The sequence below is a fragment of the Streptomyces lincolnensis genome (assembly GCF_001685355.1).
Taxonomy (GTDB): Bacteria; Actinomycetota; Actinomycetes; order Streptomycetales; family Streptomycetaceae; genus Streptomyces; species Streptomyces lincolnensis.
In genome coordinates this window covers 3732275-3757677 of record NZ_CP016438.1, presented here as the reverse complement: position 1 = coordinate 3757677, position 25403 = coordinate 3732275, and the positions used below count along the sequence as shown (strand labels likewise).

Annotated in this window: 20 protein-coding genes; 14 read left to right on the top strand and 6 right to left on the bottom strand. The window is 71.0% G+C overall.

Annotated features, from left to right (window positions below):
• The first annotated feature begins 37 nt into the window (after nucleotides 1-37).
• From SLINC_RS16565 to SLINC_RS16550, 4 genes are all read left to right on the top strand, one after another.
• Nucleotides 38-397 (top strand): hypothetical protein, encoded by a 360-nt coding sequence (locus tag SLINC_RS16565; RefSeq protein ID WP_225988405.1) that lies wholly within the window; start codon nucleotides 38-40, stop codon nucleotides 395-397.
• Between the two features lie 216 nt (nucleotides 398-613).
• Entirely contained in the window at nucleotides 614-979 is a 366-nt protein-coding gene (locus SLINC_RS16560) for a cupin domain-containing protein (RefSeq protein WP_067433038.1), read from the top strand.
• A gap of 111 nt (nucleotides 980-1090) precedes the next feature.
• The gene (recD2, locus tag SLINC_RS16555) at nucleotides 1091-3343 is read left to right on the top strand and encodes an SF1B family DNA helicase RecD2 (RefSeq protein WP_067433035.1); all 2253 of its coding nucleotides are present in this window, start codon (nucleotides 1091-1093) and stop codon (nucleotides 3341-3343) included.
• A 230-nt stretch (nucleotides 3344-3573) separates the two neighbouring features.
• Nucleotides 3574-4863 carry a citrate synthase gene (locus SLINC_RS16550; protein WP_067433031.1) on the top strand — a complete coding sequence of 430 codons (1290 nt, stop codon included), beginning with the start codon at nucleotides 3574-3576 and terminating at the stop codon, nucleotides 4861-4863.
• 694 nt (nucleotides 4864-5557) lie between these two features.
• On the opposite strand, the gene SLINC_RS16545 is transcribed toward SLINC_RS16550, so the two are convergent.
• Nucleotides 5558-5797, bottom strand: a complete 240-nt coding sequence (locus SLINC_RS16545; RefSeq protein ID WP_067433029.1) for a heavy-metal-associated domain-containing protein — start codon at nucleotides 5795-5797, stop codon at nucleotides 5558-5560.
• 173 nt (nucleotides 5798-5970) lie between these two features.
• Here SLINC_RS16545 and SLINC_RS16540 point away from each other — a divergent pair, with 173 nt between their 5' ends.
• Nucleotides 5971-7026, top strand: coding sequence for a zinc-dependent alcohol dehydrogenase family protein (locus tag SLINC_RS16540; RefSeq protein ID WP_067433026.1), 1056 nt, complete (start codon nucleotides 5971-5973; stop codon nucleotides 7024-7026).
• 75 nt (nucleotides 7027-7101) lie between these two features.
• On the opposite strand, the gene SLINC_RS16535 is transcribed toward SLINC_RS16540, so the two are convergent.
• Both SLINC_RS16535 and SLINC_RS16530 read right to left on the bottom strand, forming a co-directional pair.
• Nucleotides 7102-7302: a helix-turn-helix transcriptional regulator gene (locus SLINC_RS16535; RefSeq protein WP_067433023.1), complete on the bottom strand. Its 201-nt coding sequence runs from the start codon at nucleotides 7300-7302 to the stop codon at nucleotides 7102-7104.
• Nucleotides 7303-7649: 347 nt separating this feature from the next.
• Nucleotides 7650-8567 (bottom strand): sugar phosphate isomerase/epimerase family protein, encoded by a 918-nt coding sequence (locus SLINC_RS16530; protein ID WP_067433019.1) that lies wholly within the window; start codon nucleotides 8565-8567, stop codon nucleotides 7650-7652.
• A gap of 125 nt (nucleotides 8568-8692) precedes the next feature.
• On the opposite strand from SLINC_RS16530, the gene iolC reads away from it, so the two are divergent.
• From iolC to SLINC_RS16490, 8 genes are all read left to right on the top strand, one after another.
• A complete protein-coding gene (gene iolC / locus SLINC_RS16525) occupies nucleotides 8693-9643 on the top strand; it encodes a 5-dehydro-2-deoxygluconokinase (protein WP_067433009.1) in 951 nt (316 codons plus the stop codon).
• Nucleotides 9640-10521, top strand: a complete 882-nt coding sequence (locus SLINC_RS16520) for a Cgl0159 family (beta/alpha)8-fold protein (RefSeq protein ID WP_067433006.1) — start codon at nucleotides 9640-9642, stop codon at nucleotides 10519-10521. Before iolC ends, SLINC_RS16520 begins: the two co-directional genes overlap by 4 nt.
• A gap of 7 nt (nucleotides 10522-10528) precedes the next feature.
• Nucleotides 10529-11341 carry a 5-deoxy-glucuronate isomerase gene (iolB, locus tag SLINC_RS16515; RefSeq protein WP_067433003.1) on the top strand — a complete coding sequence of 271 codons (813 nt, stop codon included), beginning with the start codon at nucleotides 10529-10531 and terminating at the stop codon, nucleotides 11339-11341.
• Entirely contained in the window at nucleotides 11338-13215 is a 1878-nt protein-coding gene (gene iolD, locus SLINC_RS16510) for a 3D-(3,5/4)-trihydroxycyclohexane-1,2-dione acylhydrolase (decyclizing) (protein WP_067432993.1), read from the top strand. Before iolB ends, iolD begins: the two co-directional genes overlap by 4 nt.
• A gap of 14 nt (nucleotides 13216-13229) precedes the next feature.
• Nucleotides 13230-14732: a CoA-acylating methylmalonate-semialdehyde dehydrogenase gene (gene mmsA / locus SLINC_RS16505; RefSeq protein WP_067432992.1), complete on the top strand. Its 1503-nt coding sequence runs from the start codon at nucleotides 13230-13232 to the stop codon at nucleotides 14730-14732.
• Nucleotides 14733-15053: 321 nt separating this feature from the next.
• Nucleotides 15054-17750 (top strand): alpha/beta fold hydrolase, encoded by a 2697-nt coding sequence (locus tag SLINC_RS16500; protein ID WP_067432990.1) that lies wholly within the window; start codon nucleotides 15054-15056, stop codon nucleotides 17748-17750.
• Nucleotides 17747-18613, top strand: a complete 867-nt coding sequence (locus tag SLINC_RS16495) for an ABC transporter permease (RefSeq protein ID WP_067432988.1) — start codon at nucleotides 17747-17749, stop codon at nucleotides 18611-18613. Before SLINC_RS16500 ends, SLINC_RS16495 begins: the two co-directional genes overlap by 4 nt.
• 141 nt (nucleotides 18614-18754) lie before the next feature.
• Nucleotides 18755-20281, top strand: a complete 1527-nt coding sequence (locus tag SLINC_RS16490) for a vWA domain-containing protein (RefSeq protein WP_067432986.1) — start codon at nucleotides 18755-18757, stop codon at nucleotides 20279-20281.
• Between the two features lie 63 nt (nucleotides 20282-20344).
• On the opposite strand, the gene SLINC_RS16485 is transcribed toward SLINC_RS16490, so the two are convergent.
• Nucleotides 20345-20968: a chorismate mutase gene (locus SLINC_RS16485; RefSeq protein ID WP_067432982.1), complete on the bottom strand. Its 624-nt coding sequence runs from the start codon at nucleotides 20966-20968 to the stop codon at nucleotides 20345-20347.
• Between the two features lie 101 nt (nucleotides 20969-21069).
• Nucleotides 21070-22791 carry an arabinofuranosyltransferase AftB family protein gene (locus SLINC_RS47335; protein ID WP_107406617.1) on the bottom strand — a complete coding sequence of 574 codons (1722 nt, stop codon included), beginning with the start codon at nucleotides 22789-22791 and terminating at the stop codon, nucleotides 21070-21072.
• 174 nt (nucleotides 22792-22965) lie between these two features.
• Here SLINC_RS47335 and SLINC_RS16475 point away from each other — a divergent pair, with 174 nt between their 5' ends.
• Nucleotides 22966-24885, top strand: coding sequence for an AMP-dependent synthetase/ligase (locus SLINC_RS16475; protein ID WP_067432978.1), 1920 nt, complete (start codon nucleotides 22966-22968; stop codon nucleotides 24883-24885).
• A gap of 76 nt (nucleotides 24886-24961) precedes the next feature.
• On the opposite strand, the gene SLINC_RS16470 is transcribed toward SLINC_RS16475, so the two are convergent.
• Nucleotides 24962-25372, bottom strand: a complete 411-nt coding sequence (locus SLINC_RS16470; RefSeq protein WP_067445414.1) for a rodlin — start codon at nucleotides 25370-25372, stop codon at nucleotides 24962-24964.
• Between the last annotated feature and the right edge of the window lie 31 nt (nucleotides 25373-25403).

Genomic DNA, 25403 nt, shown 5'->3' with positions numbered 1-25403 from the left:
AGTCGTCGCGGGGCCGGGCAAGGAAGATCGTTTGCTCATGTGCGCTGCTCGGCGCACCGCGGGTGTCGTCGCGGCAGGAGTGGTGTTCTCGTGTCTGGCTGCCGAACCGGCCGACGCCGTGACCGTGAAGGACCCGAAGCGCCCTTCCACGACGTACACGACCACCAGCAAGAAGAACTACTTCTCAAGTCCTGGTGGAACGGCACCCACCGCCTCCGCCGGCACCGACGTCAGCGTCAAGGCCATCGTCGCGAAGGCGAAGGTGACGGTCAGCGCGTCGGTCACCGCCAGTGTGACCGTGACCGTCGTGCACCAGTTCACGCACGACACCACCAAGGGCACGGCCGTCCTGCCGACGTCCTCGACGGGCTGGAAGTACTGGGAGACCAAGAGCTGACCCGGGACCGACCACTGACCACTGACCACTGACCCGGAGCCGGTCCGGAACTGTCCGCCCACAGGCCGCGGTGCTCGCCACCGCGGCCTGTCGGTGTCTGCGCGCCCCTGGGACCGGGTCGTGAGGTAGCGGAGTACGCCGGGGCGGATCAGGCTGGAGGTACAGGAGTGCCACGGGGGTTTCCTCAAGGCCCCGAGGGGCCGGAGTGGAGGAGTCATGACGGCGGCGACCCGCAACGACGTACCCGTCGCCCTCGCCGGCGACGGCGTGGAACTGCGCATCCAGCCCATGGGCGGCGGCATGTCCGTCGGCTACGTCACCCTGCCGGAGGGCACCGACATGGGGCCCGCGCTCAAGGGCCTCGACGGCGACGCCTGCCAGTGCCCGCACTGGGGCTACCTGCTCAAGGGCCGGCTGCGGATGCTGACGGCCGACGGCGAGGAGTACTACGAGGCCGGCCAGGCGTACTACTGGGCGCCCGGCCATGTCCCCGTGGCCGTGGAGGACTGCGAGTTCGTGGAGTTCTCCCCGACCGAGGACTTCGAGAAGGTGATCAACCACGTCAAGTCCCAGGCGGGATAGGCGTTCCGGGACACGTCGCGGCACCCGCTCGGCACCCGCTCCCGACCTCGGAGGGGGCCGGGCCGCCCAGGTGTCCCGCCCGCTGTCACACCCCGCCGGTACTGTCGGATCATGTCCAGTCAGGCGGGGAGTCAGGGGGACGAGGAGCGGCGGCTCGCCGTGCTCGAAGGTGTGCTGGAGCGGATCACGTACGCCAACGAGGAGAACGGCTACACGGTCGCCCGGGTCGACACCGGACGCGGTGGCGGAGACCTGCTGACCGTCGTCGGCGCGCTGCTCGGTGCCCAGGTCGGCGAGTCCCTGCGGATGGAGGGCCGTTGGGGCTCCCATCCGCAGTACGGCAAGCAGTTCACCGTGGAGAACTACACGACGGTCCTGCCGGCCACCGTCCAGGGCATCCGCCGCTACCTCGGCTCGGGGCTGGTCAAGGGCATCGGGCCCGTCTTCGCCGACCGCATCACCCAGCACTTCGGCCTGGACACCCTCCAGATCATCGAGGAGGAGCCCAAGCGGCTCGTCGAGGTGCCCGGCCTCGGCCCCAAGCGGACGAAGAAGATCGCCGACGCCTGGGAGGAACAGAAGGCGATCAAGGAGGTCATGCTCTTCCTCCAGACCGTCGAGGTGTCCACGTCGATCGCGGTCCGCATCTACAAGAAGTACGGCGACGCCTCGATCTCCGTGGTGAAGAACCGGCCCTACCGGCTCGCCGCGGATGTCTGGGGCATCGGCTTCCTCACCGCCGACAAGATCGCCCAGTCCGTCGGCATCCCGCACGACAGCCCGGAGCGCGTCAAGGCGGGCCTCCAGTACGCCCTTTCGCAGTCCACCGATCAGGGCCACTGCTACCTCCCCGAGGAGCAGCTGATCGCGGACGCGGTCAAGCTCCTCCAGGTCGACACCGGCCTGGTCATCGAGTGCCTCGCCGAACTCGCCCTGCCGGACGAGGAGTCCGGCGATCCCGGGGTCGTACGGGAGAAGCTCCCCGGAGAGCACGGCGAACCGGTCACCGCGGTCTACCTCGTCCCTTTCCACCGTGCCGAACTCTCCCTCTCCGCCCAGCTGATGCGTCTGCTGCGCACCGACCAGGACCGGATGCCGGGGTTCCGGGACGTGGACTGGGACAAGGCGCTCGGCTGGCTGAAGACCCGCACCGGGACCGAGCTCGCCCCCGAACAGGAGGCCGCCGTCAGGCTCGCGCTGACCGAGAAGGTCGCCGTGCTCACCGGCGGCCCCGGTTGCGGCAAGTCCTTCACCGTCCGCTCGATCGTGGAGCTGGCCCGCGCCAAGAAGGCCAAGGTCGTCCTCGCCGCCCCCACCGGCCGCGCCGCCAAGCGCCTGGCCGAACTCACCGGTGCCGACGCCTCCACCGTCCACCGCCTCCTGGAGCTCAAGCCCGGCGGCGACGCGGCCTACGACAAGGACCGCCCGCTCGACGCCGACCTGGTGGTGGTCGACGAGGCGTCCATGCTGGACCTGCTGCTCGCCAACAAACTGGTGAAGGCCGTACCCCCGGGCGCCCACCTGCTCTTCGTCGGGGACGTCGACCAACTCCCCAGCGTCGGCGCCGGCGAGGTGCTGCGTGACCTGCTCGCCGACGGCGGCCCCGTCCCCGCCGTACGCCTCACCCGGGTCTTCCGCCAGGCCCAGCAGTCGGGTGTGGTGACGAACGCCCACCGGATCAACGCGGGACAGCACCCCGTCACCGACGGCATGAAGGACTTCTTCCTGTTCGTCGAGGACGACACCGAGGAGGTCGGCCGGCTCACCGTGGACGTGGCGGCCCGTCGGGTTCCGGCCAAGTTCGGCCTCGACCCGCGCCGGGACGTCCAGGTGCTCGCCCCCATGCACCGGGGCCCCGCGGGCGCCGGCACCCTCAACGGACTGCTTCAGCAGGCCGTCACCCCGGGCCGCCCGGACGTGCCCGAGAAACGCTTCGGCGGCCGGGTCTTCCGGGTCGGCGACAAGGTCACCCAGATTCGCAACAATTACGAGAAGGGCACCAACGGTGTCTTCAACGGCACCGTGGGCGTGGTCACCTCGCTCGACCCGGTCGACCAGCGCCTGACGGTGCTGACCGACGAGGACGAGGAGGTGGCGTACGAGTTCGACGAGCTGGACGAACTGGCCCACGCGTACGCGGTGACCATCCACCGTTCCCAGGGCAGCGAGTATCCGGCCGTGGTGATCCCGGTCACCACCAGCGCCTGGATGATGCTTCAACGGAATTTGCTGTACACGGCGGTCACCCGCGCCAAGAAGCTGGTCGTCCTCGTCGGTTCCCGCAAGGCGATCGGCCAGGCGGTGCGCACGGTGTCGGCGGGGCGGCGCTGCACGGCACTGGACTTCCGGCTCGCGGGTCTGTGAAGGCATTGAGGTGAGGCATCACAAAAAATGATCGATCAAATGAGTCATGTGGGTCACAGAGCCCTTCCGGAAGCGGGTAGGAGAGGGGCAGGATGAACAAGTTGGCGGCACTCAGTGCCGCCGATAAGCCCAACGGCCGACCCCGAGTGCACTCTCCTGCGCCAAATGGGGGATGGTAGAGACAGTCAGGGCAACCTCGAAGAAGAGGCACAACGTCGGTGAGGGATGACGTGAGCGACAACTCTGTAGTAGTGCGGTACGGCGATGGCGAGTACACCTACCCGGTGATCGACAGCACCGTCGGCGACAAGGGCTTCGACATCGGGAAGCTGCGCGCCCAGACCGGTCTGGTCACCCTGGACAGCGGCTACGGCAACACCGCCGCCTATAAATCCGCCATCACCTACCTCGACGGCGAGGCCGGCATCCTCCGGTACCGCGGCTACCCGATCGAGCAGCTGGCCGAGCGCTCCACGTTCCTGGAGGTCGCCTATCTGCTGATCAACGGCGAGCTTCCGACCGTCGACGAGCTTGCCGTGTTCAAGAACGACATCACGCAGCACACCCTGCTGCACGAGGACGTCAAGAACTTCTACCGTGGCTTCCCGCGCGACGCCCACCCGATGGCCATGCTGTCGTCGGTGGTCTCCGCGCTGTCCACGTTCTACCAGGACAGCCACAACCCCTTCGACGAGAAGCAGCGCAACCTCTCGACGATCCGTCTGCTCGCCAAGCTCCCGACGATCGCGGCCTACGCGTACAAGAAGTCGATCGGTCACCCGTTCGTCTACCCGCGCAACGACCTCGGTTACGTCGAGAACTTCCTCCGCATGACCTTCTCGGTCCCGGCGCAGGAGTACGAGCCCGACCCGGTCGTGGTCTCCGCTCTCGACAAGCTGCTGATCCTGCACGCCGACCACGAGCAGAACTGTTCGACCTCCACGGTCCGCCTCGTCGGCTCGTCCCAGGCGAACATGTTCGCGTCGATCTCCGCCGGCATCAACGCGCTGTGGGGCCCGCTGCACGGCGGTGCCAACCAGTCGGTGCTGGAGATGCTGGAGGGCATCCAGGCCTCCGGCGGTGACGTCGACTCCTTCATCCGCAAGGTGAAGAATAAGGAGGACGGCGTCCGGCTGATGGGCTTCGGCCACCGGGTCTACAAGAACTTCGACCCGCGCGCCAAGATCATCAAGGCCGCCGCGCACGACGTCCTCTCGGCCCTCGGCAAGTCCGACGAGCTGCTGGACATCGCGCTGAAGCTGGAGGAGCACGCGCTCTCCGACGACTACTTCGTCTCGCGCAGCCTCTACCCGAACGTCGACTTCTACACCGGTCTGATCTACCGGGCCATGGGCTTCCCGACCGAGATGTTCACGGTCCTGTTCGCCCTCGGCCGCCTGCCGGGCTGGATCGCCCAGTGGCACGAGATGATCAAGGAGCCGGGTTCCCGCATCGGCCGCCCGCGCCAGATCTACACCGGCGTCGTCGAGCGGGACTTCGTCCCGGTCGAGGAGCGCTGAGCCGTACACCTGGGCCCCGTGTCCGACTCCGGTCGGGTGCGGGGCTTTCGTGTGTCCCGGTGTGTCGCGAGGCGCGAAGGCGAGGCGCACGGTCGCGCGGCGACAGGTGACCGGAATGACGGAAGGCGCCCCAGCGCCGGTCCCCCCACGGGCCGACGAACCAGGGCGCCTTCCCATGTCCCGGTGCGGATTCCCCCCACGGGATCCGGCCGGGCGTCTGTGAGAACCAGCGCCTGAATCGCTGTGTTGCCGAACTGCTCGGTACTGCCGTTGAGCAGAACGAGCAAAATTGCTCGTACTACTACCTGTGTGCGATCTGCCGGGACAGCGCACGCTGGGAGGGCCGCTCAAAGCTCCCCGGTGTACGTGCCCCGGCAACGCATCTCTGGAGAAGTCCCCCAAGACATCTCCAGATGCCAGGAAGCGCCCCCCAAGACGCTGCCTGACATCGTCAACTTAGACCTTCGAACCCCTTCGATGGTTACGTTCACATCACTGTGATCTGCGTCTCTTGCATATGTCCGATAGATGCGCAAGAGCCCAGGTATGGCGAACGAGACCCAAGCGTAAGGATGATGCGCGAGCCTTGTGAAGAGCTTATGTGAGTGCGGCGCCGGACTCCAGAGGGGTCCGTCATCGGAATGCCCGCAGTTCGAGACCGCCGGTCACCGTCCGGTGGACCGGCGGCGGCCGTTCAGGCCTTGCCGACGAGCTCGAACCCGGCCTCGTCCACGGCGGACCGCACCGCTTCCTCGTTCAGCGGTGCCGCCGACACCACCGTGACCTCGCCGGTGGACGCGACGGCCTTCACCGAGCCGACACCGGCGATCTCGGCGATCTCACCGGAGACGGCTCCCTCGCAGTGCCCGCAGCTCATCCCGCTCACCTTGTAGACAGTGGTGACGGAACCCGCGGTCTCGGTCTGAGCGCTCATCTCGTTCTCCTAGTGAATGCAGGGTGGATGCAGGTGGGGCGGTCGGGGCCCACAGCCGTGACCCACAGTGGGGCCTCCGTATCTCCACACTATACCCCTAGGGGGTATGGATCCAAGAAAGGCCCGCGACGCTTTCCATGATGAGGTCCGGGCCACACGGCGAGGGAGCGCACATGCGGGCAGTGGTGTTCGAGCGGTACGGGGAGCAGGCCGCGGTGCGTGAGGTGCCCGACCCGCGACCGGCCGACCACGGGGTGGTCGTACGGGTCGAGGCGACCGGCCTCTGCCGCAGCGACTGGCACGGCTGGCAGGGACACGACCCGGACATCGCGCTGCCGCACGTGCCGGGGCACGAACTCGCCGGTGTGGTGGAGGCCGTCGGCGCCCGCGTGAGCCGCTGGCAGCCCGGTGACCGGGTCACCGTCCCCTTCGTGTGCGCCTGCGGAACCTGCCCGGCGTGCGCGGCCGGCGACCACCAGATCTGCGAGCGGCAGACCCAGCCCGGCTTCACGCACTGGGGCTCCTTCGCCCAGTACGTGGCGCTGGACCACGCCGACGTGAACCTCGTCGCGGTCCCCGACGACATGTCGTCCGCCACCGCGGCCTCGCTCGGCTGCCGGTTCGCCACGGCGTTCCGCGCGGTGGTGCAGCAGGGCCGGGTGGCGGCGGGGGAGTGGGTGGCGGTGCACGGCTGCGGAGGCGTCGGCCTGTCCGCGGTGATGATCGCGGCGGCCTCGGGGGCGCGGGTGGTGGCCGTCGACGTGTCGCCCGGGGCGCTCGACCTGGCGCGGAAGTTCGGGGCGGTCGAGTGTGTAGACGCCTCGAAGCCCACGGACACGCTCACGGACACCGCGGCGGCGGTCCGCGACCTGACCGGCGGCGGTGCCCACCTCTCCCTGGACGCCCTCGGCTCACCGGTCACCTGCGCGGCCTCGGTGAACGGCCTGCGCCGCCGGGGCCGCCACGTCCAGGTCGGGCTGCTGCCCTCCCCGGACGGCACCACCCCGGTCCCGATGGCCCGCGCGATCGCCCTGGAGCTCGAACTCCTCGGCAGCCACGGCATGGCCGCCCACACCTACCCGCCGATGCTGGAACTGGTCCGGGCGGGCGTCCTGCGCCCCGACCTCCTGGTCACCTCCACGATCCCCCTGGACGCCGCCCCGGCCGCCCTGGCGGCGATGGGGACGGCACCGGGAGCGGGGGTGACGGTCATCGAGCCCTGGAACTGACCGGGCCTGCAACGGGTCGGCCTTGGACCGACGGTGCCCCACGCGGAGGTGGGGCACCACTGGATTTCCCGCCGATCAGCTCTCTCTTCGGCCTCGGTTGCCCGGGCGGGACGCCACCCAGGCCCGGACGGTGTCGGCGTACCAGAAGGGTTTGCCGCTCTCGACGTGGTCGGGTGGCGGCAGCAGCCCGTGCTTGCGGTACGACCGCACGGTGTCCGGCTGTACACGGATGTGCGCCGCGATCTCCTTGTAGGACCAGAGCCTTCGGTCGGTCATGAGGTGCACCTCCCCGCGCGCACCGCGGCGGCGGCCGGGAACGGCCGTCGGGGGTACCGGGCGCTGCGCTGGCGATCACAAAGCCTGTGCCCCGTGAACGACGCCGGGTCGGGGCAGGGCAGGGGCTGTGCGCCGGGTGTGACGCAGCACCCGCGTACACGCGACATGTGTGACACGAAGGGGGCGTTTGTGACAGAGGTGACGCAAAGGCGCACGCGGGCTCATGGGCGGGGCGTGTTGACACCCGGATGGTCCGGACCCACCCAGGGGCGCGGGGAACTGCGCGACAAGCCACGTACAAGCCGCACTCGCCGACGTACAGAACCCGCCACCCCCGTAGGCAACCTCTACGCCCCGCACGACCTCAAAAACGCCCGCGTCCGCATCGCGATCGGCAGCGGAGCGTCCGGCTCGCACGGATACATGTCCTGCTCGACGATCGCGAACAGCTCCACGCCCAGCTTCTGCGCGGCCGACAGCACGGGCCCCAGCTCCGGCACACCCTTCGGCGGCTCGCACATCACGCCCTGCGCCACGGCCGGCCCGAACGGCGTCCCCTTGGCCCGCACGTCCGCGAGGATCTCCGGATCCACCTGCTTGAGGTGCAGGTACCCGATCCGCGACCCGTACGTCTCGATCAGCTTCACGCTGTCGCCGCCGCAATAGGCGTAGTGCCCGGTGTCCAGGCACAGCGACACCAGGTCGGAGTCCGTGGCGTCCAGGAAGCGGACCACGTTCTCCTCGCTGTCGATGTGGGTGTCGGCGTGCGGATGGACCACGATCCGAAGCCCGTACTCCTCCCGCACCCGCTGCCCCAGCCGCTCGGTCAGCGAGGCGAGATCGCGCCACTGCTCGGGCGTGAGCGTGTCCGGCTCCAGCACGGCGCCGGTCTTGTCGTCCCGCCAGAAGGACGGGATGACGACGAGGTGCTCGGCCCCCATCGCCTGGGCCAGCACCGCGTTGTCCGCGACGTGCGCCCAGGTCTTCTCCCACACGGACTCGCCGTGGTGCAGCCCGGTGAAGACCGTGCCGGCCGACACCTTCAGGCCGCGCCGGGAGGTCTCCTCGGTGAGGACGGTGGGATCGGTCGGCAGATACCCGTACGGCCCCAGCTCGATCCACTCGTAGCCGGACTGCGCGACCTCGTCGAGGAAGCGCTGCCAGGGGACCTGCTGGGGGTCATCGGGGAACCACACACCCCACGAGTCGGGCGCCGACCCGATGCGGATGCGGGACAGTGAGGGCTGAGGTGACAACGACGTCATGCCGGTCAGCTTCGGCGGGAGCGGCGAGCGCTGTCAAGGTCTGGTCCGAATGTCTGGACAAAACATTGACAGGGCTCGGCGGACAGAGCTACAAACGCGGGGAGAGCCGAAACGAAGGGAAGCCGATGGGGTACGACCTGATCACCATGGGGCGGATCGGTGTGGACCTGTATCCACTCCAGACCGGTGTCCCGCTGCCGCAGGTGACGTCCTTCGGCAAGTTCCTGGGCGGTTCCGCCTCGAACGTCGCCGTCGCCGCCGCCCGGCTGGGCCGGAGCACCGCGGTGATCACCCGCACCGGCGACGACCCGTTCGGCACCTATCTGCACGAGGAGCTGCGCGGCTTCGGCGTCGACGACCGCTGGGTCACCCCGGTTCCCGGCCTCCAGACCCCGATCACCTTCTGCGAGATCTTCCCGCCGGACGACTTCCCGCTGTACTTCTACCGCCGCCCCAAGGCGCCCGACCTGGAGATCGACGCCCACGAGCTGGACCTCGACGCCATCCGCGAGACCCGGATCTTCTGGGTCACCGGCACCGGCCTGAGCGAGGAGCCCAGCCGTACGGCGACCCTGGCGGCCCTCGCCCACCGCGCCAAGGCCGGGACGACCGTCTTCGACCTCGACTGGCGCCCCATGTTCTGGAGCGACCCGGACGCGGCCCGCCCCTTCTACGCCGAGGCCCTCAAGCACACCACCGTCGCGGTCGGCAACCTCGACGAGGTGGAGGTCGCCACCGGTGTCCGCGAACCGCGTGCCGCCGCCCAGGCGCTGCTGGACGCGGGCGTCGAGCTCGCGGTCGTGAAGCAGGGCCCCAAGGGCGTCCTCGCCGTGAACAGCGAGGGCGACGAGGCCGAGGTCCCGCCCCTGCCCGTCACCGTCCTCAACGGCCTCGGCGCCGGTGACGCGTTCGGCGGCTCCCTCTGCCACGGCCTGCTCGAAGGCTGGAACCTGGAGAAGATCATGCGGCACGCCAACGCGGCCGGTGCCATCGTCGCCTCCCGGCTGGAGTGCTCCTCGGCGATGCCCACGCCGGACGAGATCGAGGCCGCGATCGCCGCCGGAGCCGTCAAGTGAGCATCGACATCGCGGAACTCGTCCGCGTCCGCGCCCAGCACCCCGAGGCGATAGCGGAGGCCGCCGCCCGGCGCACCCGCAGGCCGCTGCTCAACACGAGCGGCCGGCTGATGATCGTCGCCGCCGACCACCCGGCCCGCGGCGCCCTCGGGGTCGGCGACCGCAAGTTCGCCATGGCCAACCGCGCCGACCTGCTGGAGCGTCTGGTCCTGGCGCTCGGCCGCCCCGGTGTCGACGGCGTCCTCGCGACCGCCGACATCCTCGACGACCTGCTCCTGCTCGGCGCCCTCGACGGCAAGGTCGTCATGGGCTCCATGAACCGCGGCGGCCTCCAGGGCGCCAGCTTCGAACTCGACGACCGCTTCACCGGCCACCGCCCCGAGGACATCGAGCGCCTCGGCTTCGACGCGGGCAAGCTGCTGCTGCGGATCTGCTACGACGACCCGGGCTCCCTGACCACCCTGGAATCCACCGCCCGCGCGATCGACGCGATGGCCGAGCGGCGGCTGCCGGTCTTCGTCGAGCCGTTCATCAGCCGCCGCGACGACGACGGCAAGCTCGGCAACGACCTCTCCGCGGAGGCCGTCACCAAGTCGATCGCCATCGCCTCGGGACTGGGCGGCAGCTCGGCCTACACCTGGCTGAAGGTGCCGGTCACCGAGAACCCCGACGACATGGCCGAGGTCATGGCCACCTCCACGCTGCCGGCCGTCCTCCTGGGCGGCGAGGTCGGCGGCGACCAGGACGGCGCGTACGAGAAGTGGCGCGGCGCCCTGCAACTGCCCACCGTCCGCGGCCTGGTCGTCGGCCGTTCGCTGCTGTACCCGGCGGACGGCGACGTGGCCGCCGCCGTGGACACCGCCGTAGGACTGCTGTGAGGGCCGCATGAGCAAGGACCTGTACGTTCCCAAGGGCGCCACGACGGGCGGCGGGTACGTCGTCGACATCGACCCCGAGCGGGCCGGCTGGACGTATTGCAGTCTGCGGATCGTCGAGCTGGAGCCGGGCGGCACGCACAGCTTCGCCGCCGGCGACAGCGAGTGGATCGTCGTACCGCTGAACGGCGGTTGTACGGTGCACGCGGGTGACGAAGAGTTCCAACTCCTGGGCCGGGAAAGCGTGTTCGGCGGAGCCACCGACTTCGCCTACGTACCCCGACAGACCCGGGCACAGATCGCCTCCGGCGCGGGTGGCCGCTTTGCTTTGGCAGGAGCGAAGTGCGAGCGACAACTCCCCGCCCGCTACGGCCCCGCGCCGGAGGTCCCCGTGGAACAGCGCGGCAGCGGCACCCAGCTGCGCCACGTGCGCAACTTCGCCTCCGCCGACGCCTTCGAGTGCGACAGGCTCATCGCCGTCGAGGTGATCACCCCCGGCGGCAACTGGTCCTCCTACCCGCCGCACAAGCACGACGAGAACCGGCCGGGCGAGGAAGCGGAGCTGGAGGAGATCTACTACTTCGAGATCGACGGCCCGAACGGATTCGGCTATCAGCGCGTATCCCCTTCCCGTGAGGGCGGATCGGACGTCCTCGCGGAGGTCCGCTCCGGCGACGCCGTCCTCGTCCCCGACGGCTGGCACGGCCCGTCGATCGCCCAGCCCGGCCACGACATGTACTACCTGAACGTCATGGCCGGCCCGGGTGAGCACCGCGAGTGGCGGATCTGCTTCCACCCGGACCACACGGAGGGCTACCGATGACGATCCGCCTTACCGTCGCGCAGGCACTGGTGCGTTTCCTCGCCGCCCAGTACACCGAGCGCGACGGTGCCCGACAGCGGCTGATCAGCGCGACCTGGGGCATCTTCGGCCACGGCAACGTGGCCGGCCTCGGCCAGGCGCTCGTCGAGTACGGCGCCGACATGCCCTACCACCAGGGCCGCAACGAGCAGTCGATGGTGCATGCGGCCGTCGGCTATGCCCGCCAGTCGAACCGCCTGTCCACGCACGCCGTGACGACGTCGATCGGCCCGGGCGCCACCAACCTGGTCACCGGCGCGGCCCTCGCGACCATCAACCACCTGCCGGTCCTGCTGCTCCCGGGCGACACCTTTGCCACCCGCGTCGCCGACCCGGTCCTCCAGCAGCTCGAAGTGCCGTACGCGGGCGACATCAGCGTCAACGACAGCCTGCGCCCGGTGTCGAGGTACTTCGACCGGGTGACCCGTCCGGAGGCCCTGATCCCGGCGGCGCTCCAGGCGATGCGCGTGCTGACGGACCCCGTCGAGACCGGCGCGGTGACCCTCGCCCTCCCGCAGGACGTCCAGGCCGAGGCGTACGACTGGCCGGAGGAGTTCTTCGCCGAGCGCACCTGGGTGGTCCGCCGCCCGGGCGCCGACCCGACCGAACTCGCCGACGCGGTACGGGCGATCAGGGCGGCGCGCAGCCCTCTGGTGATCGCGGGCGGCGGTGTCCACCACAGCCGCGCCGAAGAAGCCCTCGCCGAGTTCGCCGAGGCCACCGGCATCCCGGTCGCCTCCACCCAGGCCGGCAAGGGCTCCCTCAGGTACGACCACCCGCAGGACGTCGGCGGCGTCGGCCACACCGGCACCGCCACCGCCAACGAACTCGCCCGCCAGGCCGACCTGGTGATCGGTGTCGGCACCCGCTACACCGACTTCACCACCGCCTCGAACACCCTGTTCACCGGCGACGGCGTCCGCTTCCTCAACCTCAACATCGCGAGCCACGACGGCCACAAGCTCGCCGGGCAGCCGCTGATCGCGGACGCCCGCAGCGGCCTGACCGAGCTCACCGAGGCCCTGAGGCTGCACGGCCACCGCGTCGGCGACACCTACCTCGGCGAGTACACCCTCGACAAGGAGCGCTGGGAACAGCGCGTCGACGCCTGCTACGAGGCCGACGAGATCGACGTACGCCCGACCCAGCCGCAGGTCCTCGGCGCGCTGGACGCCCTGGTGGACGAGTCGGACGTGATCATCAACGCGGCCGGTTCCCTCCCCGGCGACCTGCACAAGCTGTGGCGGGCCCGGTCCAGGGACCAGTACCACCTGGAGTACGGCTACTCCTGCATGGGGTACGAGATCCCCGCCGCGATCGGGGTGAAGATGGCCGCTCCCGAGCGCACCGTCTGGGCGCTGGTCGGCGACGGCACCTACCTGATGATGCCGACGGAGATCGTCACGGCCGTGCAGGAGGGGATCGCCGTCAAGATGATCCTCATCCAGAACCACGGCTACGCCTCCATCGGCGGTCTGTCCGAGTCGGTGGGCGGCGAGCGGTTCGGCACCGCCTACCGCTTCCAGTCCGACGACGGCACCTACACGGGCGCCCCGCTGCCCGTCGACCTCGCCGCGAACGTGGCCAGCCTCGGTATGCGCGTGCTGCGCGCGAAGACCGTACGAGACCTCCGCGCCGCCCTCGCCGAGGCGCGCGCCGCGGACACTCCCACATGTGTCTACGTGGAGACGGAAACCTCAGACACAGTGTCGGGCGCGCCCGAGGCGCAGGCCTGGTGGGATGTACCTGTGGCCGAGACCGCGACCCGAGCGTCCGCGGTGAAGGCCCGTGAGCTGTACGAACGGCACGTCTCTACCCGACGCCGCCATCTGTGAAGGAGCACTCGGTCATGACGAAGATCGTCAACCACTGGATCGGCGGCAAGACCGTCGAAGGCGCGTCGGGTACGTACGGGCCGGTCACCGACCCCGCGACCGGCGCGGTCACCACCAAGGTCGCGTTCGCCACCGTCGACGAGGTCGACGCGGCGGTCGCCGCCGCCAAGGACGCGTTCGCCACCTGGGGCCAGTCCTCGCTGGCCAAGCGCACGGAGATCCTGTTCAGGTTCCGCGCGCTGCTGGACGCCAACCGGGACGCCATCGCCGAGCTGATCACCGCCGAGCACGGCAAGGTGCACTCCGACGCGCTCGGCGAGGTCGCCCGCGGTCTGGAGATCGTCGACCTCGCCTGCGGGATCAACGTGCAGCTCAAGGGCGAGCTGTCCACCCAGGTCGCCAGCCGGGTGGACGTGGCCTCGATCCGCCAGCCGCTGGGTGTCGTCGCGGGCATCACGCCGTTCAACTTCCCGGCCATGGTGCCGATGTGGATGTTCCCGATGGCCATCGCCACCGGCAACACCTTCGTCCTCAAGCCGTCCGAGAAGGACCCCTCGGCCTCCCTGAAGATCGCCGAGCTGCTCGCCGAGGCCGGCCTGCCCGACGGCGTCTTCAACGTCGTGCACGGCGACAAGGTGGCCGTCGACCGCCTGCTGGAGCACCCGGACGTCAAGGCCGTCTCCTTCGTCGGCTCGACCCCGATCGCCCGCTACATCCACACCACCGCCGCCGCCAACCACAAGCGCGTCCAGGCGCTCGGCGGCGCCAAGAACCACATGCTGGTGCTGCCGGACGCCGACCTGGACGCGGCGGCCGACGCGGCCGTCTCCGCGGCCTACGGCTCCGCGGGCGAGCGCTGCATGGCCATCTCCGCGGTGGTCGCGGTCGGCGCGATCGGCGACGAACTGGTGGACAAGATCCGCGAGCGCGCCGAGAAGATCAAGATCGGCCCCGGCAACGACCCGACGTCCGAGATGGGCCCGCTGATCACCAAGGTGCACCGCGACAAGGTGGCCTCGTACGTCGAGGGCGCGGCGGCCGAGGGCGCGGACGTGGTGCTGGACGGCACCGGCTACACGGTCGAGGGCTTCGAGGACGGCCACTGGATCGGCATCTCGCTGCTCGACAAGGTGCCCACGTCCGCGAAGGCCTACCAGGACGAGATCTTCGGCCCGGTGCTGTGCGTGCTGCGCGTGGACACCTACGAAGAGGGCATCTCGCTGATCAACGCCTCGCCGTTCGGCAACGGCACCGCGATCTTCACCCGGGACGGCGGTGCCGCCCGCCGCTTCCAGCTGGAGGTCGAGGCCGGCATGGTCGGCGTCAACGTCCCGATCCCGGTTCCTGTCGGCTACCACTCCTTCGGTGGCTGGAAGGACTCCCTCTTCGGCGACCACCACATCTACGGCAACGACGGCACCCACTTCTACACCCGCGGCAAGGTCGTCACCACCCGCTGGCCCGACCCGGCCGACGCCCCCTCGGGCGTGGACCTGGGCTTCCCGCGCAATCACTGAGCGCGGTTCGCTGCCGCACCCGGCCCCCGCGTGAGAGCTCGGGGGTTCGGGTGCGTTGGCGTGTGCGGGTGTTTCGTGGTTGCTCGCGCAGTTCCCCGCGCCCCTAAAAGAGCGGGGCGCAGCCCCAGCTCTTCAGGGGCGCGGGGAACTGCGCGACCAGCCCCCACGAACCCGCACCCGGCCGCCGACAGACACGACCGAGCTCGTAGCCGCCTACCACGAACGCGGTACACGAAAACGGTCGCGTACCCCCACGGGAGGGCCCGGGATTCACTCCCCGGTCGATAACCGACCGACAGTTTCACCCCGTACCGTTGACGCATGGATCTTCGACCGCCCCCGCTGCGAGCCCTGCTGCGGCGGCCCCGACGGCTGGCCGCCGCCGTGGCCGCCGTCGTCGTCCTCGCAGGCGCCGGCACCTGGACGGCCGTCGCCGACGACACCCAGCCGTCGGTGAACCGCACCGACCGGTTGATGTCCCTCGACGGCGTCCGGATAGACACCTCGTACTTCACGGCACCCGGTGACGAGAAGCGCCCCGCCGTCCTCCTGGGCCACGGCTTCGGCGGCAGCAAGAACGACGTCCGCGCCCAGGCCGAGAAGCTCGCCCGCGACGGCTACGCCGTCCTCACCTGGTCGGCGAGAGGCTTCGGCAAGTCCACCGGGAAGGTCGGCCTGAACGACCCGAACGGCGAGGTCGCCGACGTCAGGAAGCTGATCGACTGGCTGGCGCGACAGCCCACGGTCCAGCTCGACAAGCCGGGCGACCCGCGTGTGGGCGTCGCGGGAGCGTCCTACGGCGGCGCGATCTCCCTCCTCGCCGCCGGCTACGACGACCGCGTGGACGCCATCGCCCCGGCGATCACGTACTGGAACCTCTCGGACGCCCTCTTCCCGAACGGCGTCTTCAAGAAGCTCTGGGCCGGCATCTTCGTCAACTCCGCGGGCGGCTGCGACCGGTTCGAGCCGCAGATCTGCGCGATGTACCAGCGCGTCGCCGAGTCGGGCACGCCGGACGCGGCGGCGGAGAAGATGCTCCAGGAGCGCTCACCGTCGGCGGTCGGCGACCGGATCAAGGTGCCCACGCTCCTGCTCCAGGGCCAGACCGACTCCCTCTTCCCGCTGAACCAGGCCGACGCCGCCGCGAAGGCGATCCGCGCCAACGGCGCCCCCGTCGACGTCGACTGGATCTCCGGCGGCCACGACGGCGGCGACATGGAGACCAGCCGCGTCCAGTCCCGCGTGGCGAACTGGTTCGACCGCTACCTCAAGGACGACAAGGGCGCCGACACCGGCCCCGCCTTCCGCGTCACCCGCACCCTCGGCACCGGCACCGGTGACGGCGAGACCCGCCTGAGCGGCGTGAGCGAGGACAAGTACCCCGGCCTGGAGGGCGACGAGCGCACGATCGCCCTCACCGGCCGCGAGCAGAGCTTCGTCAACCCGGCCGGCGCCAACCCGCCCGCCGTGTCGGCCCTGCCCGGCATCGGCGCAGCCCTCGGTGGCGGCGGTGGGGGAGAGGACGGCGCGGGCGGAGGCGGCGGTGGCCTGTCCCAGCTGTCCACGCTCGGCGTCTCGCTCTCCCTCGACTTCCCCGGCCAGTACGCCGCCTTCGACTCGGCGCCCTTCCGGGACGACCTCCAGATCACCGGCTCCTCCAAGGTCACCGTCCATGTGAGGTCGACCGGCGACGACGCCGTCCTCTTCGCCAAGCTGTACGACGTCTCCCCGGGCGGCCGCCAACAGGTGCTGCCCGCCCAGCTGGTCGAGCCGATCCGCGTCGAGAACGCCAAGGCCGGCAAGGACGTCGCCGTCACCCTGCCCGCGATCGACCACGAGGTGGCCGACGGCCACCGGCTGCGCCTGGTCCTCGCCTCCACCGACCTCGGCTACGCCTCCCCGGCCGCCCAGGCGACGTACACCGTCTCGCTCAAGGGCGACCTGAAGGTGCCGACGGCCCTCAGCGACACCAACGCGCGGGCCCCGATGCCCGCCTGGGTGTGGTGGCTGCCGCTCGCCGGCGCGGTGATCGCCCTGATCCTGATCGTCACGGGCCGCCGCCGCACGGCCGCGCCCGCCGCCCCCGAGCCCGTCCTGGCCGAAGTCCCGCTCCAGATCACCGACCTGAGCAAGCGGTACGCCAAGTCGGCCGACCGGTACGCGGTCAAGGACCTGTCGTTCCGCGTCGAGAAGGGCCAGGTCCTCGGCCTGCTGGGGCCCAACGGCGCCGGCAAGACGACGACCCTGCGCATGCTGATGGGCCTGATCAAGCCGGACGGCGGCGAGATCCGGGTCTTCGGCCACGCGATCGCTCCGGGCGCCCCCGTGCTGTCCCGCGTCGGCGCCTTCGTGGAGGGCGCGGGCTTCCTCCCGCACCTGTCCGGGCGCGAGAACCTGGAGCTGTACTGGCGGGCCACCGGCCGCCCGCCGCAGGACGCCCACCTGGACGAGGCCCTGGAGATCGCGGGCCTCGGCGGCGCCCTGGAGCGCGCGGTGCGCACCTACTCGCAGGGCATGCGCCAGCGCCTGGCCATCGCCCAGGCCATGCTCGGCATGCCCGATCTGCTGATACTCGACGAGCCGACCAACGGCCTCGACCCGCCGCAGATCCGCGAGATGCGCGAGGTGATGATCCGCTACGCGGCGGCCGGCCGCACGGTCATCGTCTCCTCCCACCTCCTCGCGGAGGTCGAGCAGTCCTGCACCCACCTGGTGGTCATGGACCACGGGAAGCTCATCCAGGCGGGCCCGGTCGGCGAGATCGTCGGCTCCGGCGACACGCTGCTGGTCGGCACGTCCGCACCGGTGGAGGAACCGGTCGTCGAGAAGGTCGCCGCCCTCCCGGGCGTCGCCACGGCCGTCATCGCCGACGGCGGCCTGCTGATCCGGCTCGACGAGGACGGCAGCGCCGTACGCCTGGTCGCCGAACTCGTCCGGCTGGAGGTCCCCGTGGAGTCGGTGGGCCCGCACCGCCGCCTTGAGGACGCCTTCCTCACCCTGATCGGAGACTCCTCATGAGCAGCACGCTGACCGAGCGCTCGGAGGTCGCCGACGGCTACCGCGCGGGCCGTACCCTGCCCCTCCGGGTCGAACTGGTCCGCCAGCTCAAGCGGCGCCGCACGCTGGTCATGTTCGGCATCCTGGCGGCCCTGCCGTTCGTCCTGCTCATCGCCTTCCAGGTGGGCGGCAGCCCGGGTGAGGGCAACACCGGCGTCAACCTGATGGACACCGCGACGCTGTCCGGGGCGAACTTCGCGGCGGTGAACCTCTTCGCCTCCGCGGGCTTCCTGCTGGTCGTCCCCGTCGCGCTGTTCTGCGGGGACACCGTCGCCTCGGAGGCGAGCTGGTCCTCCCTGCGCTATCTGCTGGCGGCGCCGGTGCCCCGGGCCCGGCTGCTGTGGTCCAAGCTCGTCGTCGGGCTGACCCTCAGCCTGGCCGCGATGGTCCTGCTGCCGGTCGTCGCCCTCGCCGTCGGCTCGGTGGCGTACGGCTGGGGCCCGCTGGAGCTGCCCACCGGCGGTTCGCTCGCCGCCGGCACCGCCGCCCAGCGGCTGCTGATCACCATCGTGTACATCTTCGTGTCCCAACTGATCACCGCCGCCCTGGCGTTCTGGCTCTCCACCCGCACGGACGCCCCCCTGGGCGCGGTCGGCGGCGCGGTCGGCCTGACCATCGTCGGCAATGTCCTGGACCAGGTGACGGCCCTCGGCGACTGGCGCGACTTCCTCCCGGCGCACTGGCAGTACGCCTGGCTCGACGCCGTACAGCCCCAACTCCAGTGGTCCGACATGATCCAGGGCGCGTCGATTTCGATAACGTACGCCCTCGTGCTGTTCGCGCTGGCCTTCCGCGGTTTCGCCCGCAAGGACGTGGTCTCCTAGGTCAACGGAGGGTCACCCACCGGTCTCGACGGCCGTCCCCCGTGGCCTCTTCGAGATCCTTCCGCAACGGTTCGTGGCGCACGTTCCGGCCCCCTTCCCCGTCACAGTCACAGAAGTCGACGGACGAAGGGGGCACGGACGATGGACCGGTACCGAACCCGAAGGCTGCGGACCGCCCTGGTCGCGGTGACCGTGGCGGGCGGCCTGCTGCTCACCGGATGCGGCGCGAGCGACGACGGCGGGGGCGACAACGGCAGGGGCGACAACAGCAGCGCGGACCGGGCCGAGGGAGCGACCGGCTTCCCCGCCCCCGACCGCGACCGCGACCCGGACACGCGGGACGAGGAGCGAGACCCCGCCCCCGACCACCTCTCCACCTTCGCCCTCGACGTCGACACCGCCTCCTACGGCTACGCCCGCCGCACCCTCGCCGAGGGCCGCCGCCCGGACCCCTCGACCATCCGCCCCGAGGAGTTCGTCAACAGCTTCCGCCAGGACTACGACCGTCCCGACGGCAACGGCTTCTCGGTGACCGTCGACGGCGCCCGCACCGGCGACGAGGACTGGTCCCTGGTCCGCGTCGGCCTGGCCACCCGCGCCGCGCCCGAGGGCGCCGGCCGACGCCCGCCCGCCGCCCTCACGTTCGTCATCGACATCTCCGGCTCCATGAGCGAACCGGGCCGCCTCGACCTCGCCCAGGAGTCCCTCGGCGTGATGACGGACCGCCTCCGCGACGACGACTCGGTCGCCCTGGTCACCTTCAGCGACGAGGCCGAGACCGTCCTGCCGATGACCCGCCTCGACGGCAACCGCGACGAGATCCACGAGGCGATCGACAGCCTGGAACCGACGTTCTCCACCAACCTGGGCGCGGGCGTGGAGACCGGCTACGCCACGGCCGTCGAGGGCCGGCGCGAGGGCGCCACCAACCGCGTGGTCCTCGTCTCCGACGCCCTCGCCAACGACGGCGAGACCGACCCCGACGAGATCCTCGACCGCGTCGCCGGCGCCCGCCGCGAGCACGGCATCACCCTCTTCGGCGTCGGCGTCGGCAGCGACTACGGCGACGCCCTCATGGAACGCCTCGCCGACAAGGGCGACGGCCACACCGTCTACGTCTCCGGCTCCGAGGACGCCCGCGAGGTCTTCTGCGAACAACTCCCGCGCAACATCGACCTCACCGCCCGCGACGCCAAGGCCCAGGTCGCCTTCGACCCCGAGAACGTCACCGACTTCCGCCTCATCGGCTACGACAACCGCCGCGTCGCCGACGACGACTTCCGCGACGACCGCGTCGACGGCGGCGAGACGGGCCCCGGCCACACCGTCACCGCCCTCTACGCCGTCCGCACCAAACCGAACGCCAACGGCCACCTGGCCACGGCCACGGTCCGCTGGCAGGATCCGGAGACCCGCGACCCGCACGAGGAGTCGGGCCAATTGAAGACCCTGGACGACTCCGTCTGGGACGCGAGCCCCCGCTTCCAGGTGGCCGCGGTGGCGGCCTACTTCGCCGACGCGCTGGGGGACGGCGAGCACCGGGTGCCGGGAAGGCCGTCCCTCCTCAAACTAGCCGTCCGGGCGGACGGTTTGGCCGAGCGCACGGAGGACGAGGCGGTAAGCGGGCTCGCCGACACAATCCGCCAGGCACTAGCCATCACCGGCTGACCCGGCCCACCTAGGGGCGCGGGGAACTGCGCGACCAGCCACGACGGCGCAGCACTCCGCAAGCTACCTGGAACAAACGGACGAGACCGCCCGAGCCAACCCCTCCCAATGCAATACATCCAGCCGATACCCAAAAGCAGACCGCACCGAGGCCACAGCGAGCCGGGGTTCACAGGAAGCCCCACCCCGCACAACCGCCGTCCGCTGCAACGCGTCCAGCACCTCCGTGGTGATCCGGTCCAGCTGCGGCCGGACCTCCTTCACCAGGTCCGGCCGCTCGGTGGGCCGCTGGGCGGGATGCGCGTCCCACCGCGCGTACAACCCCCGCTGCACCACCTTGTTCGCCTCGATCTGGTCCCGGAACACCACCTTCACCGCCTCGGGATCCAGCCCGAGCCCCACGGCCCGCGCGGCCACGTCGTCCAGGATCTGCTGCTCGCGCACCGGGTCGTCGATCGGCTTGTCCGTGCCGTACTTCGCCGCGGCCACCTTGTCGGCGAGCAGCAGCCGCTGGGCGAACAGGTCGGTGAGGGGCGTGAGTCCGGGGGCGACGTCCGCCGCCCGCACGGGAGCCGTCCGCGCGGGGGCCGCCGCGGGCGCGGCGACGGCCGGGACGGCGCCGGTGAGAGCGAGAACCGCCGTGGCACACACGGCGATCAGGACGGGGCGAAGGCGTTGGGGGCGCACAGGCTTTCCTTCCGGGGAGGTGAGGCGCCGGGCCACGACCCCGCGCCGGTGATCAACGTACCGACGCGGATCCCGCCATTGGCCTGCGGGCCCGCAGAAACTTACCGTCCGCATACCTTCCGCTCGGCCGCCACCGGATCGTTCGGAAAGCGGAACGCCGTGCGCTCCCAGGCCCCGGCCACATTCCGCACGAACCGCCCCGGCGTGAGCGGGTCCCGGGTCGCCGCCCGCAGCTCGGCGAGCGCCCCGCAGCGCAGCGCGCGCCGGGCCGCCGCCACCTGCGCCGGGTCGGTACCGGGCGGCGGATCGGAGGGGACCCCGCGGTCGGCGGCCAGCCAGGCGGCCGGCAGCCACTTGTCGTGCCCCACCCGCCCGCCGCCGATCCGCTCGGAGTGCGCGGCCAGCGGATGGGCGAGCCCGATCGGATCGAGCGCCGCCCCGCCGAGCGGCACGACGGACCCGTTGAGCCCGAGCACCACATAACTGGCCGTCACCGAGGGCGAGTCGGCGGTGCCGCGCGGACCGTTTCCGCCGTACAGCAGCGTCGGCGCCCCCGACCGCGCGGCCTCGCGCACCTCCCGCAGGTATCGGAGGTGGTACGGCGACCCGGCGAAGGTGTGGTGCACCGGATGCGGCTCCGCGTTCTGCCGTACGTACACCCCGCGCTCGTCGGCGATCCCGGCCGGCCCGATCGTCCCCTCGTACGGCACCCGCAGCCACCCGGCGCTCACCACCGCCCACGCCCCGACCGCGACGGCCGCGCACACCCCGGCCCGTGACACCGGCACCACGAACACGGGCAGCAGCATCAGCAGCAGGCCCGGCAGCAGCATCCGCCCGTGCATGAAGTCCCCGCCGACCTTCACGACGTACATCCAGCACAACACCCCGGCGACGACGGGCGCGAGCGCCGCGACGGGCACCCGGGCCGCCACCGGACGCAGACCGCCGCCCCGCACCAGCACCGCCGCGACCACGACCACGACCACGACCACGACCACCAGAGGCACCCACAGCGCATAGGTGAGCACCAGATCCCCGAGGTACTCCAGTCCCCGCCCCCACAGGCTCCGCGAGGCCTCCTTCGTCACGGCGGGCAGCGGCACCAGATGCCCGTAGTACCCCGCCCGGAACACCTCGTACACGGCGGGCAGCGCCCCCGCCGCCCCGGCGCCCGCGAGCGCGCCCCGCCACGAGGGCCGCACCAGCAGCCACTGCGCCCCCAGGAACACCGCCGAGACCAGCCCCAGATCGGGCCGCACCAGCGGACCGAGCCCGAGGAGGACCGAGGTCGCGAGCGACCGCGGCCGGGTCGCGAGCGCCAGCCACGCCCCCGCGATCCAGCAGGTGAGCAGCCCCGTCTCCAGCCCCGAGGTGGCGAAGTCCCACACCGGCGGCAGCCCCGCCAACAGCAGCGACCCCAGCGGTACGGCGACCCGCCCGCCGTGCAGCCGCAGCGCCCCGAGCCCCGCCAGCGCGAACCCGGCGCCGGTCAGCACCAGCCCCCCGTACACCGCGGCCGACGCCGGATCCACCCCCACCGCCCCGGCCGCCACCAGCAGCCACTGCCACAGCGTCCCCGTGGAGGACTCCACCCGCTCGCCGGCGTTGAACACGGGCCCGTTGCCGGCCAGCACCTGCCGCACGGTCCGTACGTAGATGAAGGCGTCGTCGGACATCCACCGCCGCTCGAACCCGGCGCACGCCACGAGCACCGCGGGCACCAGCCACACCGCGACCCGCGGCCACCGGGCCGCGGATCCCGGCGGCAGCACCGGGGGAGGGGAGGTCGTCGGCTGCGCGGGCGAGTGCGTCGTCGTCATGCTCCAGTCATCGGACCGCACCACGAGGACCTTGACCCCGCCCGACCGGAGCGAGAGGAATACGCCAGGGCCATTGAATTCTGGCTACGGCTCAGTAAGTTGACTCCCCAGTAAGAACTGGTGAGCACCACTGAGCACGGCAACACGTCAGCCCCACCGCGACCGGGAGCCGTCATGGGCGTACGCAAGGATCTGAAACGCGCGAAACAGCGCACCGACCTGGCCGCCCGCGCCGGGGTCGAGGTCGTCAGGGACGAGGCCGGCGTCGTCCGCGAGGCGAGCGCACCGGCCCTGGCCCCGCCCCCGGCCACCGGCAGCATCGCCGACCTGCCCTTCACCAACGCGGCCGAGGCCCCGGACGCCGTGGTCCTGCGCCGCAAGCGGGGCGACACCTGGCAGCCGGTGACCGCCGCCGCCTTCGCCCGCGAAGTCACCGCCGTGGCCAAGGGACTCATCGCCGCGGGACTCGAACCGGGCGGCCGGGTCGCCGTGATGTCCCGCACCCGCTACGAGTGGACGGTCCTGGACTTCGCGATCTGGGCGGCGGGCGGCCAGACCGTCCCGATCTACGCCACCTCCTCCGCCGACCAGGTCGAGTGGATCGTCCGCGACTCCGGCGTCCGGCACGTCGTCACGGAGAACGCCGAGAACACCGAGACGGTGACCAGGGGCACCGCCGGCCACCAGGAACCGCCCCGCGCCTGGGAACTGGAGGCGGACGCCCTCCCCGAACTCACCGCCCTCGGCCGTGACGTCCCCGACGAGGAGATCACCAAGCGGCGCGCCGGCCTCACCCCGGACACCGTCGCGACGATCTGCTACACCTCCGGCACCACCGGCAGGCCCAAGGGCTGCGTCCTCACCCACACCAACCTGCACGCCCAGGCCGCCAACACCGTCCAGCTGCTGCACCCGATCTTCCAGGAGGTCACCGGCCAGGTCGCCTCGACCCTGCTCTTCCTCCCGCTCGCCCACATCATGGGCCGCGCCCTCCAGATCGCCTGCCTGATGGCCCGCATCGAGATCGGCCACTGCCCGAGCATCAAGCCCGACGAACTGCGCCCGGCGCTCAAGGAGTTCCGCCCGACCTTCCTGGTCGGCGTGCCGTACCTCTTCGAGAAGATCCACGCCACCGGCCGTGCCACCGCCGAGAAGATGGGCCGCGGCGCCTCCTTCGACCGCGCCGACCGCATCGCCGTCCGCTTCGGCGAGGAGTACCTGAACAGGTTCCTCGACCGCGGCAAGGGCCCGGGCCCCGGCCTCTACGCCGCCTGGGCCCTCTACGACCTCCTGGTCTACCGCCGGGTCCGCAAGGAACTCGGCGGCCGCATGCGCTACGCCATCAGCGGCGGCTCCCCGCTCGACCGCAACCTCAGCCTCTTCTTCTACGCCGCCGGAATCATCGTCTACGAGGGCTACGGCCTGACCGAGACCACGGCCGCCGCCACCATCGTCCCGCCCCTCGGCCCCCGCCCCGGCACGGTCGGTCGGCCGGTCCCCGGCACCGCGATCCGCATCGCCGACGACGGCGAGGTCCTCGTCAGGGGCGGGATCGTCTTCGGCGCCTACTGGAACAACCCGGCGGCCACGGACGCCGTCCTCACCGACGACTGGTTCGCCACCGGCGACCTCGGCTCCCTCGACGAGGACGGCTACCTCACCATCACCGGCCGCAAGAAGGACATCCTCGTCACCTCCGGCGGCAAGAACGTCTCCCCGGCCGTCCTGGAGGACCGTCTGCGCAGCCGTTCCCCTGTCGGCCAGTGCCTCGTCGTCGGCGACAACCGCCCCTTCGTCGCGGCCCTGATCACCCTCGACCCGGAGGCGGTCGCCCACTGGCTGTCGGTCCGCAAACTGCCCGCCGACACCCCGACGGCCGACATCGTGACGGACCCCCGCATGCGCGCCGATGTCCAGAAGGCCGTCGACTACGCCAACCAGGCCGTCTCACGCGCCGAGTCCATCCGCGCCTTCACCCTGGTCGAGGGCGAGTTCAACGAGGACAACGGCATGCTCACCCCGTCCCTGAAGGTCAAGCGCCACCGGGTGACGACCGCGTACGCGGCGGAGATCGAGGCCCTCTACCGCAAGTGAACCCCGGAGCGCGGACACGCGAAACGGCGGGCCACCGGGGAGACCGGTGACCCGCCGCAGCGGTGGAGCGTGAGACTCAGCCGTTGGCGGCGCCGTTGCCGGACAGGGCCGAGATGTCGTCCAGGATGTGCGACAGCGGCTCGTCGCCCTTGGCCTGCGTCGAGTTCTCGACACACTGCTGGTTCTGCGGGGCCGACAGGATCGGCACGTCCTGGAGGACACCGACGGCGGCGACGCCGACGAGGCCCTGAAGGTTCAGCTTGGCCGGCAGACCGACACAGGGCTTGTTCAGCGAACCCTGGACCAGCGAGAGCTGCGGGCTCATGTCGCCGAACGTGGCCGAGTTGCCGAACTCCTGCGAGGCGCCGTTGCCGCTCGCGGAGGTGGTGCCGTTGTCGTCACCGATGGCAAGAGCCTGGGGGGCGGCCGCAGCCGAGACGCCGGCGACGGAAGCGGCGATAGCCGCGGTAGCCCACAGCTTCTTCATGTTCATTCCCTTCGAAAAGCGGACTCCGGGG

Coding starts and splice junctions, on each gene's coding strand:
- SLINC_RS16490 (WP_067432986.1), top strand. CDS start 18,755: ATGGACCGGTACCGAACCCGAAGGCTGCGGACCGCCCTGGTCGCGGTG.
- SLINC_RS16545 (WP_067433029.1), bottom strand. CDS start 5,797: ATGAGCGCTCAGACCGAGACCGCGGGTTCCGTCACCACTGTCTACAAG.
- iolC (WP_067433009.1), top strand. CDS start 8,693: ATGGGGTACGACCTGATCACCATGGGGCGGATCGGTGTGGACCTGTAT.
- SLINC_RS16500 (WP_067432990.1), top strand. CDS start 15,054: ATGGATCTTCGACCGCCCCCGCTGCGAGCCCTGCTGCGGCGGCCCCGA.
- SLINC_RS47335 (WP_107406617.1), bottom strand. CDS start 22,791: ATGACGACGACGCACTCGCCCGCGCAGCCGACGACCTCCCCTCCCCCG.
- iolD (WP_067432993.1), top strand. CDS start 11,338: ATGACGATCCGCCTTACCGTCGCGCAGGCACTGGTGCGTTTCCTCGCC.
- SLINC_RS16475 (WP_067432978.1), top strand. CDS start 22,966: ATGGGCGTACGCAAGGATCTGAAACGCGCGAAACAGCGCACCGACCTG.
- SLINC_RS16560 (WP_067433038.1), top strand. CDS start 614: ATGACGGCGGCGACCCGCAACGACGTACCCGTCGCCCTCGCCGGCGAC.
- SLINC_RS16540 (WP_067433026.1), top strand. CDS start 5,971: ATGCGGGCAGTGGTGTTCGAGCGGTACGGGGAGCAGGCCGCGGTGCGT.
- SLINC_RS16495 (WP_067432988.1), top strand. CDS start 17,747: ATGAGCAGCACGCTGACCGAGCGCTCGGAGGTCGCCGACGGCTACCGC.
- SLINC_RS16565 (WP_225988405.1), top strand. CDS start 38: ATGTGCGCTGCTCGGCGCACCGCGGGTGTCGTCGCGGCAGGAGTGGTG.
- recD2 (WP_067433035.1), top strand. CDS start 1,091: ATGTCCAGTCAGGCGGGGAGTCAGGGGGACGAGGAGCGGCGGCTCGCC.
- SLINC_RS16470 (WP_067445414.1), bottom strand. CDS start 25,372: ATGAAGAAGCTGTGGGCTACCGCGGCTATCGCCGCTTCCGTCGCCGGC.
- iolB (WP_067433003.1), top strand. CDS start 10,529: ATGAGCAAGGACCTGTACGTTCCCAAGGGCGCCACGACGGGCGGCGGG.
- SLINC_RS16530 (WP_067433019.1), bottom strand. CDS start 8,567: ATGACGTCGTTGTCACCTCAGCCCTCACTGTCCCGCATCCGCATCGGG.
- mmsA (WP_067432992.1), top strand. CDS start 13,230: ATGACGAAGATCGTCAACCACTGGATCGGCGGCAAGACCGTCGAAGGC.
- SLINC_RS16535 (WP_067433023.1), bottom strand. CDS start 7,302: ATGACCGACCGAAGGCTCTGGTCCTACAAGGAGATCGCGGCGCACATC.